Annotated in this window: 13 protein-coding genes; 9 read left to right on the top strand and 4 right to left on the bottom strand. The window is 62.6% G+C overall.

Annotated features, from left to right (window positions below):
• Positions 1–188: 188 nt before the first annotated feature.
• Complete coding sequence (locus tag AC2ISB_RS17775; protein WP_486577178.1) at positions 189–1,922, top strand: type I secretion system permease/ATPase; 1,734 nt, start codon at positions 189–191, stop codon at positions 1,920–1,922.
• A 1-nt stretch (position 1,923) separates the two neighbouring features.
• Positions 1,924–3,216, top strand: coding sequence for an HlyD family type I secretion periplasmic adaptor subunit (locus AC2ISB_RS17770; RefSeq protein WP_330647235.1), 1,293 nt, complete (start codon positions 1,924–1,926; stop codon positions 3,214–3,216).
• 231 nt (positions 3,217–3,447) lie between these two features.
• On the opposite strand, the gene AC2ISB_RS17765 is transcribed toward AC2ISB_RS17770, so the two are convergent.
• From AC2ISB_RS17765 to AC2ISB_RS17755, 3 genes are all read right to left on the bottom strand, one after another.
• Positions 3,448–4,815, bottom strand: coding sequence for a hypothetical protein (locus AC2ISB_RS17765; protein WP_330647236.1), 1,368 nt, complete (start codon positions 4,813–4,815; stop codon positions 3,448–3,450).
• Between the two features lie 103 nt (positions 4,816–4,918).
• The gene (locus AC2ISB_RS17760) at positions 4,919–6,085 is read right to left on the bottom strand and encodes an iron-containing alcohol dehydrogenase (protein ID WP_486577177.1); all 1,167 of its coding nucleotides are present in this window, start codon (positions 6,083–6,085) and stop codon (positions 4,919–4,921) included.
• Positions 6,086–6,154: 69 nt separating this feature from the next.
• A complete protein-coding gene (locus AC2ISB_RS17755) occupies positions 6,155–7,600 on the bottom strand; it encodes an NAD-dependent succinate-semialdehyde dehydrogenase (RefSeq protein WP_330647238.1) in 1,446 nt (481 codons plus the stop codon).
• 149 nt (positions 7,601–7,749) lie between these two features.
• Here AC2ISB_RS17755 and AC2ISB_RS17750 point away from each other — a divergent pair, with 149 nt between their 5' ends.
• From AC2ISB_RS17750 to AC2ISB_RS17735, 4 genes are all read left to right on the top strand, one after another.
• Positions 7,750–8,511, top strand: coding sequence for an IclR family transcriptional regulator (locus AC2ISB_RS17750; RefSeq protein ID WP_330647239.1), 762 nt, complete (start codon positions 7,750–7,752; stop codon positions 8,509–8,511).
• 123 nt (positions 8,512–8,634) lie between these two features.
• On the top strand, positions 8,635–9,258 hold the full coding sequence (locus AC2ISB_RS17745) for a TetR/AcrR family transcriptional regulator (protein ID WP_341485905.1): 624 nt from the start codon (positions 8,635–8,637) through the stop codon (positions 9,256–9,258).
• 69 nt (positions 9,259–9,327) lie between these two features.
• On the top strand, positions 9,328–10,542 hold the full coding sequence (locus AC2ISB_RS17740; RefSeq protein ID WP_486577176.1) for an MFS transporter: 1,215 nt from the start codon (positions 9,328–9,330) through the stop codon (positions 10,540–10,542).
• Positions 10,543–10,826: 284 nt separating this feature from the next.
• The gene (locus AC2ISB_RS17735) at positions 10,827–14,012 is read left to right on the top strand and encodes a M10 family metallopeptidase C-terminal domain-containing protein (RefSeq protein ID WP_486577174.1); all 3,186 of its coding nucleotides are present in this window, start codon (positions 10,827–10,829) and stop codon (positions 14,010–14,012) included.
• A gap of 50 nt (positions 14,013–14,062) precedes the next feature.
• Here AC2ISB_RS17735 and AC2ISB_RS17730 read toward each other — a convergent pair whose 3' ends face one another.
• Positions 14,063–14,647, bottom strand: coding sequence for a hypothetical protein (locus tag AC2ISB_RS17730; RefSeq protein WP_486577173.1), 585 nt, complete (start codon positions 14,645–14,647; stop codon positions 14,063–14,065).
• A gap of 130 nt (positions 14,648–14,777) precedes the next feature.
• Here AC2ISB_RS17730 and AC2ISB_RS17725 point away from each other — a divergent pair, with 130 nt between their 5' ends.
• The 3 genes from AC2ISB_RS17725 to AC2ISB_RS17715 all read left to right on the top strand — a co-directional run bounded on the left by AC2ISB_RS17725 (position 14,778) and on the right by AC2ISB_RS17715 (position 17,840).
• Positions 14,778–15,731 carry a GlxA family transcriptional regulator gene (locus AC2ISB_RS17725; RefSeq protein ID WP_486577172.1) on the top strand — a complete coding sequence of 318 codons (954 nt, stop codon included), beginning with the start codon at positions 14,778–14,780 and terminating at the stop codon, positions 15,729–15,731.
• A 97-nt stretch (positions 15,732–15,828) separates the two neighbouring features.
• Positions 15,829–16,491 (top strand): potassium channel family protein, encoded by a 663-nt coding sequence (locus AC2ISB_RS17720; protein WP_330647245.1) that lies wholly within the window; start codon positions 15,829–15,831, stop codon positions 16,489–16,491.
• A gap of 50 nt (positions 16,492–16,541) precedes the next feature.
• Positions 16,542–17,840 (top strand): TrkH family potassium uptake protein, encoded by a 1,299-nt coding sequence (locus AC2ISB_RS17715; protein WP_330647285.1) that lies wholly within the window; start codon positions 16,542–16,544, stop codon positions 17,838–17,840.
• Positions 17,841–18,029: the final 189 nt, after the last annotated feature.

Genomic DNA, 18,029 nt, shown 5'->3' with positions numbered 1-18,029 from the left:
CCGTCACTCGGCGCGCATATATCCGCTTACGCGACGGTTGCAAGGCAGTTGTGGGCCTGCCAGCCCTGCAGAAAAATGCTAGCATCTTTAGCGATCCGTCCACGCGCGATCACATCACAAGACATCCTTAACCCAAACGCGCCTAATACTGGCGCATTAAGGCTAATCGACACAAACGGGGGCTCCGCATGGTCGCACCACGAAATAGCAAGCCGTCTGGCGAGCTACGCCACATCTTTGGTCCCGCCCGTGGGGCGCTCTGGGCGATTGCCTTATTCTCCGTTGCAGTGAACGTGCTGCTGCTGACCGGACCGCTTTTCATGCTACAGGTCTATGACCGTGTGATCGGCTCGCGCTCAAGCTCGACATTGCTGGTGCTGTTCCTGATCGTCGGGTTCCTGTTCACCGTCATGGGGCTTCTGGACTATTTCCGTGGCCGCATTCTGGCGCGGATCGGCGCGCAGCTTGTTGAACGGCTGGATGCCCGCATCATGCGCGCCACGCTCGAACGCACGGCTTCGGCCGCCTATCGCAACCAGCCCGCCACCGGCGCGACAGAGCTCAGCCGGATCAATGCGCTTTTCGGGTCTCCCGCGCTCGGGGCGGTGTTCGACCTGCCCTTCACCCCGATCTTCGTCGCCCTGCTGTTTTTCTTCCATCCGCTGATGGGGTGGTTTGCCATCGCCTCTTCGGTCATTGTGTTCACGCTTGCGGTGCTCAACCAGCGCTATACCCACGCCGCCCATGCCGAGGCCAATCGCGCCGCCGCCGAAGCCGAGATGCGCAGCACGGTCATGCGCAGCGGGCTGGAAACCCTGCGCGGACTGGGGATGAGCCGCCAGATGCTCGACCGCTGGCAAAATGCCCGTGATCGCGCCTTACTGCATGGCATGAAGGCCGCCGATCGCAGCGGTGGCTTCACACAGGCCACGAAAGCATTCCGGATGTTCATCCAGTCGGCCATGCTGGCTTTGGGCGCATGGCTGGTCTTGCAGAACATGCTCACGGCGGGCGCGATGATTGCGGGCTCGGTCCTGCTCGGGCGCGCCCTTGCCCCCGTCGAACAGACCGTCGGGCAATGGGCCGCGATCCAGAATGCGTGGAATGCCCGTAAATCCCTGTCGCGCCTGCTGGACGAGACCCCCGAAAAAGAAGCCCCGATGTCGCTGCCCCGCCCCAAGCCGGAGCTGACGGTCAGCGATATTCTGGTGGCCCCGCCCGGCAGCCGCACGCCCACCCTCCACCAGCTCAGTTTCGAAGCGGTTGCAGGGGACGCGATTGCTGTCATCGGCGTCTCTGCATCGGGAAAATCCACGCTGGCCCGTGCGCTGGTCGGGCTCTGGCCCACCCTGCATGGCGAAATCCGCCTTGGCGGCGCGGCGCTGGCGCATTTCGACCGCGAGGCCCTTGGGCGGCTGCTGGGCTATCTGCCGCAGGAGGTCACGCTTTTTGCCGGAACCGTGGCCGAGAACATCGCCCGCTTCACCCCTAATGCCGACCCGAAGGACATCGTCTACGCGGCCCAGACGGCCGCTGCCCATGAGCTGATCCTGTCGCTGCCGCAAGGCTATGACACCCCGCTCAGCGACGGGGCGCCCGAACTTTCCGGCGGTCAGCGACAGCGGATCGGGCTGGCCCGCGCGATCTTCGGCAACCCGATCCTGCTTGTGCTCGACGAGCCCAATTCCAGTCTGGATGATGCGGGCACGAAGGCGCTGAACCAGTCGATTTCGATCGCCCGCAAACAGGGGCAGATCACCCTTGTGATGTCCCATCGTCCCTCGGCACTGGCACATTGCAACAAGGTGCTGCTGCTTGACAAAGGACAGATCCGCGCCTTCGGCCCGCGTGACGAGGTCCTGCGCAGCCACGTGAAAAATGCCAGCAACTTCGTGCGCCCCAAAGCAGTTGGAGAGAATTGACATGACACGCTATTCTGTTCGTGGACCGATGATGGCAGGGCTTGCGGTGCTGGCTTTGGGCTGCGGCGGCTTCGTGGCGTGGGCCGTCGCCACCGAAATCGACGGCGCAGTGGTGACCCAAGGCCGTGTCGAGGTGGAAGCCCGTCGCCAGACGCTCCAGCATCCGGACGGCGGGATGGTCGCCGAAATCTTCGTGCGCGACGGCCAGACCGTCAAAGCGGGGGCACCGCTGATCCGGCTCGACGATTCCGAACTGCTGGCGCAACGCGCCCTTCTGCATGCCAATCTGACCGAAACACTGGCGCGGATCGACCGGCTTCAGGCCGAGGTCAGCGATGCACAAACCATCACATTCGATGAGGAACTTCTGGCGGATGCGACGGAAAATGCCCAGACTCAACGGCTTCTGGCATCGGAAACCGCCTTGTTCGACTCCCGCCGTGATACGCAGGCCCGCACGCTGGAACAGCTGACAGAGCGCAAGAAACAGACGCAATCCCTGATCGGGGGCTATCAGCGTCAGGTTCAGGCCGGCAACCGCCAGCTGCAACTGATCCGGCAGGAACTGACCGATCAGGCGAGCCTGCTGGATCGGGGGCTGACACAGGCAAGCCGTGTCTCGGCGCTGTATCGGCAGGAAGCGGAACTGCAAGGAAATATCGGCCAGCTCGAAGCCTCGATCGCCGAGGCTCGCAGCTCGATTGCCGGATATGAGATCGAGGGACTGCGAACCCAAGCCTCCCGTAGGGAGGAATCGCAAGACGCGCTGCGCAGCGAGCAGCCCAACGAGCTGCAAATCCGCGAACAGCTTGGCGTCACAGAGACCCGTCTGGGACGGCTGGTCCTGCGGGCTCCCATGTCGGGACGCGTGCTCGGGCTGAAAATCCACACGATTGGCGGGGTGATCGCGGCCGGACAGGAAGTCGTGTCCATCGTGCCGCAAGACGTGCCGCTGATCTTCATGGTCCGCATCGACCCGCTGCAGATCGACCGGATCCATGCCGGACAATCGGCGATGGTGCGGTTCCCGAATTTCAACAGCCGCACGACACCGAGCTTTTCCGCCACCTTGCGGACCGTCTCGCCCGACACGATCACCGACCCGAACACGCAAAGCACCTATTACACGGCAGAGCTTGAACTGACGCCGGAGGCGAATGAGGCGCTTGGCGATCTGCCGCTCCAACCCGGTATGCCGCTTGAAGCTTTCATCCGGACAGGCGCACGCAGCCCCGCCTCGGTTCTGGTCAAACCGCTCTCCGATTATATGGCCTATGCCCTGCGCGAAGACTGACCCTGCGGGAGAGCCCCCCTTTGCGCCGCACGCCGGTCGCACACGGACAAAGGAGGACCGATCTGCGGACACAATCCGATACCGATGGGCATCCGGCATATGATCTGCCCGTCTCCGGTCGCTCTTCGGCCGCGCTGCAGCCTGATAGCAGGCCGTCCTGATAGGACAGGCCCCTATCGCCAATGAAAACGGGGGCCTGCGGGCCCCCGTTCCGGATCATCGCCATATGGCTCAGCTTTGCTGGTCCTTGACGAAGGTCTTGTCGGTTTCGCCGCGGAAGAAATCCCGACCATAGACAAGAATGCACAGCACAACCCCAACCGCGAAGGCCCAGGCCGCACCCCGCGTCGCAAGAACAGCGGCGACGATGCCCGCGATACCAAGATCGCGCTGCGAGCGGGCTTCCATCACCCCGATCCGCACGGAGACATAGCCCTGAATAAGCAGGGTCAGCGCCAGCGCAATGCCGAGGATGGGCTGCACGAGGGTCACGATCGGCATCAGCAGAAGGCCGGTATTCGTCCCCCAACGGAACGACCCCGCCCCGCCAAAGATGGAATCCATCGCCTTTTTGCCTTGCGAGAACCGTTCGACAATCACCACATGCATCGCCGCCCAAAGCGGACCACACATCGCGACATCGGGACCGATGATCGACATGATCGAGTTCCGCGCCCCGAAAATCATATGCGCGCGGTCAGGATTGTAATGCACGACCTCATCGGGACGCTCGTGATCGGCCTCGTCCAGAATGGCCTTGCTTTGCAGCACATCGCCAAACAGCACGATATAGGCCGCCAGAACCGTCGGAACGGCGGACACGAACATATGCAGTGGCGGAAAGCCAAGCCCGAACACGGTATATTCTTTCCACAGCGTCACGAAATCGGGCTTGGAGATCCCCCATTCGATCTTGGGCCAGGGGGCCTCGCCGAAGACCGGCGCGATCACGATAGCCAGTGCCACAATCGGGAAGATCCCGAATTTGCCGACCATCCCCCAGAAGGGGCTGACATTTTTCAGCTTGGCGAAATGGCGCGAGAAAATCACATAGAAGGCAATACCGACCGCGATGGAGATGGTGAAGGGAAAGCTGTCAAAGCGCCCCCCTACCTTGAAGACCGAGATCACCGCCGCGATCCCCGCACCGATGATGATACCGGATTTGATGGCTTGAGGGATCAGTTGCACGACCCGATGCGCCAGCCCCGAGGCCCCGATAAAGATCGAGAACACCCCGAGCATCAACTGGAAGGCGATCAGCGCATGCACCCGCTCGGGGCCTTCGGGGAAGGCCGCGCAATAGGCCATCAGCAGCGGGATCGCGGGGGTGATCCAGCCCGGCACGACGGGGTCACCCAGCAGGTGGTGGGTCAGATACAGAATGCCGTTCATCATCACGACCGCCAGCGCGACCTCGAACGGCATATTGAGAAGCTCAACCATCAGCGGGATCGCCGCAAGATCCACGGCACACATCAGAAGGCCCTGGAAATAGTCCGGCCATTCAAACCGATAGTGAAGGAATGGCAGGCGGATTTTGAACGGCCCCGCCGGCCAATAGGGCGTTTCCTGCCCGTCGATGCGTTGTTGTCTCACAGAAGTCTCCTCGTAATCTACGCAGTTCGCCCTTCCCTCCCGGGCGAGAATGTTTTGTGTCAGGCGCCCCACCTGCGATGCGTCGAGGCGCCTGACAAGAGGGTCAGAACGCTTCGCGATACAGCGCGAGCGCGTCTTGTTCCGTCACTTCGACAGGGTTGTTGACCAACAGTCGGGTCTGCAGCATCGCATCACGTGCCAGCATCGGCAGATCGGCCTCAGGTACCTTGACATCGCGCAGCTTCAGCGGCGCGCCGGAGCGGTCCATCAGATCCTGCATGAAGTTCACGAAATTGGCCGATTTGGCTTGCGTGCCTTCGTCGGACGGCCCGATCACCACATCCGCCAGCTCGGCATAAAGCGCGGCGGCACCGGCCATGTTATAGCGCAGGACCGGGCCCAGCATCAGCGCGTTGGTCAACCCGTGCGGCAGGTGGTAATGCCCGCCCAGCGGATAGGCCAGCGCATGGACCGCGCCCACGGGGCTGTTCGAGAACGCCTGACCGGCCAGATTGGCCCCGAGCAGCATCGCCTCACGCGCCGCGCGGTTGGTGCCATCCTGACAGGCCGTGATCAGGTTCGCGCTCATCAAACGCAGCGCTTCCTTGGCGAAGACATCCGACATCAGGTTCTTCTTGTGCTGGCCGGTAAAGGCTTCGATGGCATGCACCATCGCATCGATACCGGTGGCAGCCGTCTGCACCGGCGGCAGGCCGATGGTCAGTTCGGCATCCAGCAGCACGCGGTCGGCATAAAGCTGTTGCGAGACGATGCCCATCTTGGTGGTCTCGCCGGTGGTCAGAATGGTGATATTGGTCACTTCCGATCCGGTGCCCGCCGTGGTCGGCACCTGCACCAAGGGCGTGCGCTTGCCCTCGACCTTACCGATCCCATACAGCTCGGACAGCGGCTGTTCAGAGACCAGCATCACCGCCACCAGCTTGGCGATATCCATCGACGAGCCGCCCCCCAGCCCCATGACAATATCGGAGCCTGCCGATTTCGCACGTTCAACACAGGCCATCAGCACGGCCTCCGGCGGATCGGCAACCACATCATCAAATACGGTGACGCTGAAGCCATGCGCCTTGAGAGACGCAATCGCCGGATCGAGCAAGCCATTTTCATGCAGGAACTTGTCGGTCACGATCAACAGGTTACGTTCCGGGAACCACGCCCCCAGAAGTTCGCCCATCCGCTTCGCGCCACCCCATTCCACCAAGGTGGAGCCGGGTGTGTCGAAGGAGAACGGTTTGATACCATCAGTCATTGATCTTGTCCTTGAAGAGAAAAACACAACTGTCCCGCGCCCGGAAGGCCGCGGGACTTACCAAAAGGGTCAGAGCGCGCTACAGATGTATTTCAGCTCGAGATATTCCTCGATGCCGTACTTGGAGCCCTCGCGCCCCAGACCGGACTGTTTGACACCGCCGAAAGGCGCGACCTCGTTCGAGATCAGGCCGGTATTGTGGCCAACCATGCCATATTCCAGCCCCTCGGACACACGCACCATCCGCGCATGATCCTTTGTGTAGAAATAGGCGGCCAGCCCGAAGATCGTGTCATTGGCCATCGCCACGGCCTCTTCCTCGGTGTCGAAGGCAAAGAGCGGCGCCAGCGGCCCGAAGGTCTCTTCCTTGGCGACCTTCATCTCGGGGGTGACGCCGGTCAGGATCGCCGGTTCGAAGAACAGCCCGCCCAGACGTGTGCCGCCCTGCAGCAGGGTCGCGCCCTTGGACACCGCATCCTCGATATGGCTTTCGACCTTATCCAGCGCCTTAGCCTCGATCATCGGACCGATATCAGTGCCCTCTTCGGTGCCATTCCCGACCTTGAGCGCCGAGACTTTCTGCGAGAGTTTCTGCGCGAAGGCCTCATAGACCCCGCGCTGCACCAGAATGCGGTTGGCGCAGACACAGGTCTGACCGGCATTGCGGTATTTCGAGGCCATCGCCCCTTCCACCGCCGCATCCAGATCGGCGTCGTCGAACACGATAAACGGCGCATTGCCGCCCAGTTCCAGCGAGACTTTCTTGATCGTGTCGGCACATTGCGCCATCAGCAGACGCCCCACCTCGGTCGAACCGGTGAAGGAGAGCTTGCGCACGATATCGCTATCGGTCAGCACCTTACCGATTTTCGACGCCGGTCCCGTCACAATCTGGAACACGCCTGCCGGAATCCCCGCACGTTCGGCCAGAACGCCCAGGGCCAGCGCGGTCAGCGGCGTCAGATCGGCCGGACGCACAATCATCGAACAGCCCGCCGCCAGAGCCGGCGCGGCTTTGCGGGTGATCATCGCGGCCGGGAAATTCCAAGGCGTGATCGCCGCCGTGACACCAATCGGCTGGCGCAGCACGGTCAGGCGCTGGTTGCGCGCCGGAGCGGGGATCGTGTCGCCATAAACGCGTTTGGCCTCCTCGGCGAACCATTCCACAAACGAGGCCGCATAGCCGATCTCGCCTTTGGCCTCTTTCAGGGGCTTGCCCTGTTCGAGCGTCATGATCAGCCCCAGATCGTCGGTATTCTCGACCATCAGCGTGAACCATTTACGCAAGACGGCGGCCCGCTCCTTGGCGGTCCAGCGCGCCCATTCGGCCTGCGCCTTGCGCGAGGCCTCGATCACGGCAGGGATCTCCTCGGGGGCGAGCGCGGGCACCGTCCCGACAACGGATCCATCAGCGGGATTGAGAACATCGATCGTTGCGCCGGAGGCGGCATGCACCCACTGGCCATTGACCAAGCAGGCATCTTTCAACAGCGACGGGTCTTTGAGTTGGGACATTGCGGGCCTCATCGTTTGGAGTTGCGTAGGTCTTGCAGTATCGTTCCATATATGAAACGACGTTTGCTATATGGAACGTATGCCGATGTATACACCTATGTCAATCGCTCACATCTTCGCGTAAGACTGCGGCTCAAAGGAAATGGCAGATGGCAGAACCCTCCAAACGACGCGCCCCCGCCGCAGAGCGGACAATCCTGATACTGGACAAACTCTCCGCGCATCCCTCGCCGCTGGGGGTCTCGGAACTGGCCCGCGAAATGGGCCTGCCCAAAAGTTCGGTCTACGGAATCTGCGAGACACTTGTCGCGGCCGGTGTGCTGCATTCGGAGCCAGACGGTTATAGCCTCAGCGCCCATTGCCTGCGCTGGAGCAGCGCCTATCTGACACGCTCCTCGCTGATCTCGGAATTCCAGCGGGTTCTGTCGCGCGATGACCGGCTGGCCAATTATACCGTCACCCTGTCGACCCTCGAACAGGGGCAGGTCGTCTATCTGGCCTGCCGCAATTCGGACCGCCCTCTGGGCTTTACCTTCCAGATCGGAATGCGCCTTCCGGCGGTCTATTCCGCCACAGGCAAGGCGATGCTTTCCCATCTGCCCGAGGCCGAGCGGACAGCCATCCTGCATCTGCCCTGGCCCGCCCCCTTCACGCCCAATAGCGTGCGCGACATCGCCGCCTTCGAGGCCGACGCGCAGATCTGGCGGCAGAACGGCTATGCCATCGATAACGGAGAAATCCGGGAGGGCATGGTCTGCCTTGGCGCCCCAATCCTCGGCCCCGCGGGCAGCCCCGTCGCGGGTATCGCCATCTCGATGACCAGCGCCGAAGCCAGTCAGGTCAAACAGACCGAACTCGGCGCCGCCATCCGCGATATCGCCAAGTCTCTGGCGCAGCATTACACCGGCTAAAGCCGGCCCGTCCGCGCGCAAGGCGCTTAGGGACCGCCCTCCTGCGGACCGGCCCCGCTTCTCCTTGCGGCACCCTGTACATATCCGGTTGATTTGGAATAGGTCATTTCCTATTGAGGAGTCATGACCGATTCCACCGCCCAGACCCCGCATTCCAAACGTGGCCCCGGCCGCCCGCGCGAGTTCGATCTTCCGCAGGTGCTTGATCAGGCCGTGCTGGTGTTTCGGGAAAAGGGCTATAACGCGACATCGATCGGCGATCTGTGTCAGGCCACAGGCCTGACATCAGGCAGCCTCTACAAGGCGTTCAAAGACAAACTCGGCATTTTCCTTGCCGCGCTCGACCATTATCTGACCGCCCGAAACGCGGCGCTGACTGCGCGCATGGCACAGGGCCAGACAGGGCGCGACCAGCTTCGTGCCTTCATCTCGGTCTATGTCGATGCAAGCCAGGGCCGTGAAGGGCGCACCGGATGTATGGTGATTTCGGCCCTGACCGAGATCACCACATTTGACGAGCGGATGGCCCTGCCCGTCCTGAAAGCCTATGAGCGCCTTGAAGCGACCCTGCTGAAGATTTTCGATGCGGGGCGGGCCGATGGGAGCCTGACGCTGACCACGGATCCGCGCATAACCGCGCGTCTTCTGCTGTATACACTGCAAGGCATGCGCCTTGCGGGCAAGATCGGCTATGCCGAAGGCGACCCCGCCGACCCTATCGATACCCTGCTACAACTCTTCGCCTAATCCCTTCCGCCCCTCGTCATTGCCCTGCGCCAAATTAGGGAATGATCGTTTTATAAAGTGTAAAACCCGATGCCCCATCCCCGACCTGCCACCGCTCCAGCCCCTGCCCCCAACAAGGCACCCGGCGCAGGGATCTCGTTTCTTCTGGCACTCTCCTGCGGTGTCCTTGCCGCGAGTATCTATTATGCGCAGCCACTGGTCGGCCTGATCGCCCAGACCGTGCAGATCCCCGACCGGCTTGCAGGGCTTGTGGTGACGCTGACACAGCTCGGCTATGGTCTGGGCCTCATCCTTCTGGTGCCGCTGGGCGATATCTTCGAGAACCGGCGTCTGGTCCTGACCCTGATCGGGCTGAGCGTTCTGGCCCTTGCGGGAACGGCCCTCGCGCCCGGCCAATGGCTGTTTTTTGCCGCGAGTTTCTGCACGGGGCTCGGGGCGGTGGCCGTGCAGGTTCTGGTGCCCTATGCCGCGCATCTTGCCGATGACGCCCATCGCGGCAAAGTGGTGGGCAATGTCATGTCCGGCCTGATGGCGGGCATCATGCTGGCCCGCCCCGTCTCCAGCTTTATTGCCGGTTCTTTCGCATGGCAAACCGTCTTTGTGCTGGCCGCGCTCGCGCTTGTGATCCTTGGCATCGTGCTGGCCCGCCGCCTGCCCGAGCGCCACCCCGCAAGCCGGATGGGCTATGGCGCTTTGATGCGCTCGATCGGGCATATCGCCATAACGACCCCTGTCCTGCGCCGCCGCGCCCTTTATCATGCGGCCATGTTCGGCGCATTCAGCCTGTTCTGGACGGTCACCCCGCTGCTGCTGGCCAGCCCCGCCATCGGCCTGACCCAAGGCGGGATCGCGATCTTTGCCCTAGTCGGTGCCGCCAGCGTGGTCGCCTCGCCCGTCGCAGGCCGGATCGCCGATCGCGGCTGGGGATATCCGGCCACACGGCTTGCGCTGCTGGCAGGCATGGCGGCATTCGTGCTGTGCCTCGCGGTCCCGCACAACCGGATCGTCGCCCTCGCAGGGCTGGTCACCGCCGCCCTGATACTGGATTTCGCCGTGACCGCCAATCTGGTGCTGGGGCAGCGCGAGATCTTCCTGCTGGATGCGGGCATCCGTGCCAGATTGAACGGAATCTACATGGCCAGCTTCTTCCTTGGCGGGGCTCTGGGCTCGGCAGTAGGGGTCTGGGCCTATGTGGCCGGAGGCTGGTCTCTGGCGGCGGGTCTGGGGCTTCTCGCCCCCGCGCTGGCCTTCCTTTACGCCCTGACCGAGAAACGGCACGGCTGATCCGCCCTGCCCCGCGATCTCCGGAGCGAACGGCCTTCCGCTCCCCCAACCAGAATGCGCCCCGCCTGCGAACGGGGCGCAAAAACATTTCATGTTCTATTAAAGCTGAATCCAACTGCCCGATTTTCGCCCGAATTCGGGCACGCCGCGACCACCCGTAAATGGGATCCAGAGGCTATCGGGAAGCGGCAAAGATCGACCCTTCCCCGCGGAAGCGCGCAAAACGTGCGTACAGATTGCAGCAAAGCTGCTCTCACCTCGGTCATTCCTCAGGGATCTGTTCCATGTGCTCACTTTGCGGCAATCCACTCCATTTCGCGCCTCTGACGGATCTGGCAACCGCCACGACCTCTGCCTCGGGCACCTCAAGCAGCAAACCGGTCTGGAGCGTGGAGCAAATCGCCACCTATCTTCAGGACGGCTACTGGGAGGACAAGGGCAGCAGCAGCCACAAGTTCAACATTACGGCCTCGGGCTCTTTGACGGTCAACCTCTCCGCGCTGAGCGCCACCAGTCAGGCCTATGCCCGCGATGCGCTTTCGGCATGGACCGATGCGTCGGGGATCAGCTTTGTCGAAACCACCGGATCGGCGCAGATCACCTTTAGCGACAGTGCCTCGGGGGCATGGACCTCGTCGGTCTATTCCTCCGGAATCACCAAATCCGCGAAGATCAATATCGACGAGGGCTTCGCCTCCAGCGCCTATATGCTGCAGACCTATATCCACGAGATCGGCCATGCGCTGGGTCTTGGCCATACCGGCAATTATAACGGCTCGGCCACCTTTGCCTCGGATGCCGCCTTTGCCAATGATACATGGCAATATTCGATCATGTCCTATTTCTATCAGACGCTCAGCGCTGATACGGGGGCAAGCTTTTCCTATGTGGTCACGCCGCAGATCGCGGATGTCTTTGCCATCCAGCAACTCTATGGCACCTCCAGCAAAGTCCATAGCGGCAATACCAGCTATGGCGATAGCGGCGAGACCCTGCTGGATGCCCGCGCGCAAACCATTGTCGATGCAGGCGGCACCGATGTCATCGACCTGCACAGCCGCAGCGCGGACCAGCGCATCGACCTGACCCCGGGCAGCTTCTCCGATATCGGGGGGCGCACGATGAACCTCGCCATCGCGGTCGGCACCGTCATCGAGAATGTCTCGACCGGCAGCGGCGATGACACGATTACCGGCAACAGCGCCAATAACGTGCTGTCAGGCGGGGCCGGAGCAGACCAGATCTTCGGCGGCGCGGGGGCGGACCAGCTTTCCGGCGGCGATGGTAATGACCAGCTTTCGGGCGGCGCGGGGGCGGACCAGCTCAGCGGTGGGCAGGGCAGCGATCTGTTGCAGGGCGGGGATGGCAATGACCTGCTGGCAGGGGATGCGGGCAATGACACGCTGATCGGCAATGCTGGCAGCGATACACTGGATGGCGGCGCAGGCCAGGATACCGCCTATTACGAATTCGCCTCCGATGATGCGCTGGTCTTCTTCAGCGGCACACAGCTCCAGATCAGGAACGGCACCGATACCGATATCCTGACCAATATCGAAACGCTGTCTTTCGCGGATGGAAGCTGCAATGTCTCCGATCTCGACCCCGTGATCGGCAGCGGCTGGATTGCGGCCAGCAGCATTCTTGACGGAACCGCCCTGCAACCGGTGACAATCACCCCCCCCAGCACGGCGACCGGCACGACGACGCCCAGCACGACCACCCCCACCACCAGCGAGCCCACCACCAGCGAACCTGCCACAAGCACGGCCAGCACGGCACGGATGGAAGTGGGCGTGACCGATCTTATGCGCCATGCCAATACGGATGGCTGGGTGCATATCAGCTTTAGCGCCGAAATTACCGATGCGGTGGTTGTGGTTGGCCCCGTCACCTCGAACGGCAGGAATACGCTTGTCCCCGAAATCCAGAACGTCACCAGCACGGGCTTCGACATCCGCCTGAGCGAATGGGCCTATCTCGACGGCGCCCATACGCTTGAATCGGTTTCGTGGATGGCCGGAACAGCGGGGGACTATTTCCTGAGCGACGGCACGAAGATCACCTTCGGCTCGGCCGATATTTCGGGCGCCGGAAACACGACCATCGCGCTGGACGGCTATGAGGCGGGCAGCTCTGTCACGGCCTATGGCTCGCTTGTCGGCACGGGCGACCAGATTCTGACCCACCGTCTGGTGGATGTCTCCGCCGATCAGCTTCAGGTGCGGATGCAGGCAGAAGAAGCCGAGCGCGGCACCGAGGCCACCGAGGCCCGCAGCTTCGATTATGTGGTGATCGAGAACGGCAGCACGCTGATGACCTCCGGTTCGGTCGGGCTGGCTGGCGGGTGGCAATCCATCGGCACGACCGGCGCAACCGCGCTGTTTGCCGATATGCAGTCTATGGCAGGCGGTGACACCGCGACCCTGCGTCAGACCACCAGCAACGGCTCGACCTATCTGAGAGTTGCGGAAGAACAGTCGCGCGATGCCGAAACGGGCCATGTTGCGGAAAATGTGGCCTATAGCGCCTTGGCCACCGGCAGCTATACGCTACAGGCAACGGGCGAGACAGAAGTCAAAAGCGATCCGGTCCTGTCCAACACCACCGAGGGCGCATTGGAGGTTGGCACGCTCAGTCTGGGTCGCACGGCAGGTGCCGATGGCTGGGTCCATGTCAGCTTCAGCGAGGCTATTCCCGATGCGGTCGTGGTGCTGGGTCCGATCACCACCAATGGCGGCCATGCGGTCACGACGGAGCTGCGCAATATCACCGATGAGGGGTTCGACCTGCGCCTGTCCGAATGGAGCTATCTCGATGGCAACCATACCGGCGAAACCATCTCGTGGATGGCGGGCACGGAAGGGGCGCATATGCTCTCGGACGGGACGAAGATCACTCTGGGCACGCAAGAGGTGACCGGCAGCCAACAGGTCACCCTCGGCTATGACGGCTTTGACGGCACACCGACCATTCTGGCCTCGGTCTCGGGCGAAGGCGGCCAGACGGTGACCCATCGGATCAGCGATGTCGACAGCGACAGCGCCACGCTGCGCCTTGCCGCGCAAGAGGCCGATTCCGGTGTCTCCAGCAGCACAAGCCGTGTCGTGCAATGGGCCGCGGTGGAAGACGCCTCGGGGTCTCTGGTGACGGGCGATACCAGCTCGGTCAATCATCTGGCCAGCCTGATTGACGCGAACGAGGATCAGGTGCTCTTCGCGGATGTGCAATCCTATCTGGGCGGTGACACAATCGTGCTGCGCAGCCTCGACACCGCCAAAGGCACCGCACTGTATCTGCAAGAAGAACAGTCGCGCGATGGCGAGGTCGGCCATGTCTACGAAACCGTCTCGTGGCTGACGATTGGCGAGGGACGGTATGACCTGACCGACCTCAATGATGACACAACGACCAGTGTCGCGGCCAATATCCCCGACCTGTCCATCCTGACCGATGATCTGCTGCTGTAACAGCCTGTGAAAAAGGCCCCGTTTTCGGGGCCTTTCCTCTGTGCCTGACCCTAGAGAACCGGCTCGAGCGCACCGCGTAGGCCTGCGGCCCGCTCGACCATCGCACGGTTCATGACCTGCCAGACACGGCTGCTGTCATTACGTGCCACCAAGAGCGCCAGACGGTTCGGGGCGCGACGGATCACAAACACCTCGCTACCGGCCAGATGCGCCAAGCGTGCCGAACCCGGTGCGAAACTGTCGATCTCCAGATCCGTCAGCCGTGCCATCAGCGCCTCGACCGTCTGGGCATCGCAGGCCACCAGTTCCAGCATCACCCGATGGGCGCCCTGCGCGCTGATCGACAGGCCCGGCATGCCGTGACGCAGATTGCGGGTCATATCGACCTCGGACATATGCTCGGCTTCCAGCATCCATTGGCCCGGACCAGTCCAGAACGCCCCCAGACCACGGCCCCCATGCCATGCCCCCGGCCCCGGCAGGGAAACCCCCATCGGCACGGGCACCTGCGCGCCCCGTTTCACACCCAGCGAAATCAGCGCCATATCGGAACGTTCCGACAAGACCGTCGTCCCTACGCGGGTTTCTCGGACAGTCTGGGCTGCGATAGTATCTGCGGTGCGCGCATCGGTCATCTGGGCAATCTCCTTACATTCACAAGCTCCCTCGGGGCCTGCCTTGCCACTGGAACGAGGGGGATAGTAGCGCGTTCAAACCCGTGATATTTTCGCGCTACGGACATTCTGTTTTCACTTAGGGACAAAGATGACCATCAGACGTATCGGATTCGTGCTGATTGACGGGTATGCCATGCTGTCAACGGCAGCGGCGCTTGATCCGCTGCGCGCCGCCAACAGCTTTGCGGGGCGCGATCTTTACGATGTCCGCATCCTCACGCCCGAAGGGACGCTTGCCACCTCTTCCTTGGGGGCGCGCTTTGATGCCATCCCGCTGGCGGAGGCGGGCATGGCCTTCGATCTGGTCTTCGTCGTGGCGGGGGGCGACCCGATGCGGCTGCGCTTGCCCGCGCTTGACACATGGCTGCGGCGCGCCGACCGTGCGGGGGTCGAGCTTGGCGGCATCTCGGGCGGCGCGGTGCTGCTGGCGCGGGCGGGGCTGCTGGAGGGGCGGCGCTTTACGGTGCACTGGCACCATTATGACGACATCGCGCATATCGACCCGACCCTCCTGCTGGAGCGCAAACTTTTCGTCATCGACCGCGACCGGTATACCTGCGCGGGCGGTTCGGCACCGCTGGACATGATCCACATGCTGATTGCCCGCGATCATGGCGCACGTTTTGCCCACGAGATCTCGGACTGGTTCATTCAGGCGCAGGTCCGCCCCTCCGAAACACCGCAGAAAAGCTCGATTGCCGCGCGTTACGGGGCCTTGCCCCCGATGGTCGAGGCGGCGCTGGAACTGATGGAAGCCCATATCGCCGACCCGCTCTCGCCCGCGCAACTGGCCGATCTGGCGGGCCTGTCAGAGCGCCAGCTGCAACGCCAGTTCAATGCCACGCTGAGGGCGCCGGTGATGGAGGTCTATCGCCACATGCGCCTTGATGTGGCCCGTGCCCTAGTCCAGCGCAGCGCCCTGCCGCTGAGCGAGATCGCGCAGATGACGGGCTTTGCCTCGCAGGCCCATTTCACCACGCGCTACGGGGCCCGTTTTGGCACCCCGCCGCAGGCCGACCGCAGCCATGTCCAGAAACGCTGACCCCCCGCATCCGCCTCTCGCAAAACCGAGCGTGAATTGACTTTCCCTTATTCTGCGCCAAACCTCCCAGCATCTCGAAACGGCCAATGGATAGCCTATGCCCAAACAAAACCGCACTTTCGCAGTTATCGGCCTCGGGGCCTTCGGCTCGGCTGTGGCAAGCGAACTGGCGCGCTTCGGCAATACCGTGATGGGAATCGACCAAGACGAATCCCGCGTGGCCAAGCTGGCCGAAGCCCTGACCTCGACCATCATTCTGGACGCGACAGACGAACAGGCCCTGCGCGAGGCAGGGGTGGACCGCTATGATGTGGCGCTGGTGGCCATCGGCCATGACATCGAATCCAGCATCCTCGCCACCATGAATGTGCGCGTGCTTGGCGTGGACCAGCTTTGGGTCAAAGCCATCAACAAAACCCATCACCGCATCCTCTCCAAGCTGGGGGCGGACAGGATCATCCTGCCCGAACAGGAGATGGGCAAACATGTCGCCCAGCGGCTGAACAACCCCGTCGTGCAGGATTACGTCAATCTGGGCAACGGCTTCAGCGTCGTGACAATGGCGGTGCCGGAGCGGCTGAAGGGCCGGACACTTGCCTCGCTGGAAATCGGCAGCCGCCATGACGTGCGGATGCTGGGGCTGATGCGCGGCACCGAATTCCTGCCCTGCACCACCCCCGAACTGGAACTGGCCGCGCAGGACAAGCTGCTGGTGCTGGGGCGCCGCCCCGAGCTGCGCGCTTTCGGGGATGCGCTGTGAAAAAGACCACCCAACTTGTCTGGCGCAAATGCCAGCGCAAGCTGATCCATATGCCGCCGCCGCTGCTATTGTCGGTGCTTTATGCCTCAGCGATCCTTCTGGGGGCGGCCGCCCTGATGATGCCGGTCTCCCATACCGCCAAAATCAGCTGGTCCGATGCCATCTTCACCGCCACCTCGGCGGTCACGGTAACGGGGCTGGTGGTCTTTGATATCGGCACCAAACTGACCTTTTTCGGGCAGGTCGTGCTGACCTTCCTGATCCAGCTTGGCGGGTTGGGGCTGATGACCTTTGCCGTTCTGGTGCTGGGGGCGCTTGGCCTGCCCATCGGGCTGACCGGCCAGATCTACCTGCGTGAGGATCTCAACCAGAATTCGATGCACCGGCTGATGCAGCTTGTCGGGGTCATCCTGAAAGCGGTGCTGATCTGCGAAGCCATTGGCGCAGCCCTCCTGTGCCTGAGTTTCGTGCCAAGGCTCGGTTTCTGGAACGGCCTGTGGCAGGCGGTCTTCCATTCGGTCTCGGCCTTCAACAATGCCGGTTTTTCCACCTTTTCCGACGGGCTGGTGGGCTATGCCACCGATCCGGTCATCAATCTGGTGATCCCCGCGCTCTTCATTCTGGGCGGGATCGGCTATTCGGTCCTGCGCGAGGTCGCCTCGGGCAAGGGCTGGAAACGCTATAGCCTGTCGACCAAGATCATGCTGCTGGGCACGGGCGTGCTGATCCCGTGGTCGGTCATCATGTTCGCCGTGCTCGAATGGAGCAATCCCGGAACGCTTGGCCCCTATTCGGTCTGGGGCAAGCTGATGATCAGCTGGTTTCAGGGCGTCACCACCCGCACCGCAGGGTTCAACACCACCGATATCGGGGCCATGCATGACAGCACGGTGCTGATGTTCATCTCGCTGATGCTGATCGGTGGCGGACCGGCCTCGACGGCGGGCGGCATCAAGGTGACGACCTTCGTGGTGATGATCCTTGCCACCATCGCCTTCTTCCGCCGCCAGACCCAGCTCAACGCCTTTGGCCGCTCGATCGGCTTCGAGGCCGTGCTCAAGGTCATGGCGCTGACCGCCATCAGCACCGTGCTGGTCTTTGTGGCGACCTTCCTGATCCTGATCACCCATGACGGCACCTTCCTCGATATCGCCTTCGAGGTCTCCAGCGCCTTCGGCACGGTCGGCCTGTCGCGCGGCTATACCCCCGAGCTGAACGGCTTCGGTCGGGCGGTGATCATTCTGGTGATGTTCCTCGGGCGGGTCGGCCCGCTGACCCTCGGCTTCTTTCTGGCCACCCGTTCCGTGCCAAGGCTGCGTTACCCCAAAGGCGAGATCCATCTGGGGTAACGCCTCCATGCCCCGAAACCGTCCTGCCGGTCACACCGGCGGGGCGGCCTTTCGCGCCATGCGGCAGCGGGGCGCGGGATCTGCCCCCCTTTTGCCCCCCCCCCCTTTTGCCCCCCTTGACCGCGGCCCGCAGCGTGCCGCTTCTTGCAAAAGCTGCGGCTTTGCGGCAGGACAGGGCATCTTTTGACA

This window comes from Thioclava sp. NS-SX20 (assembly GCF_057380695.1).
The sequence above is the reverse complement of the archived record's forward strand: the minus strand, read 5'-3'. Positions and strand labels throughout refer to the sequence as shown.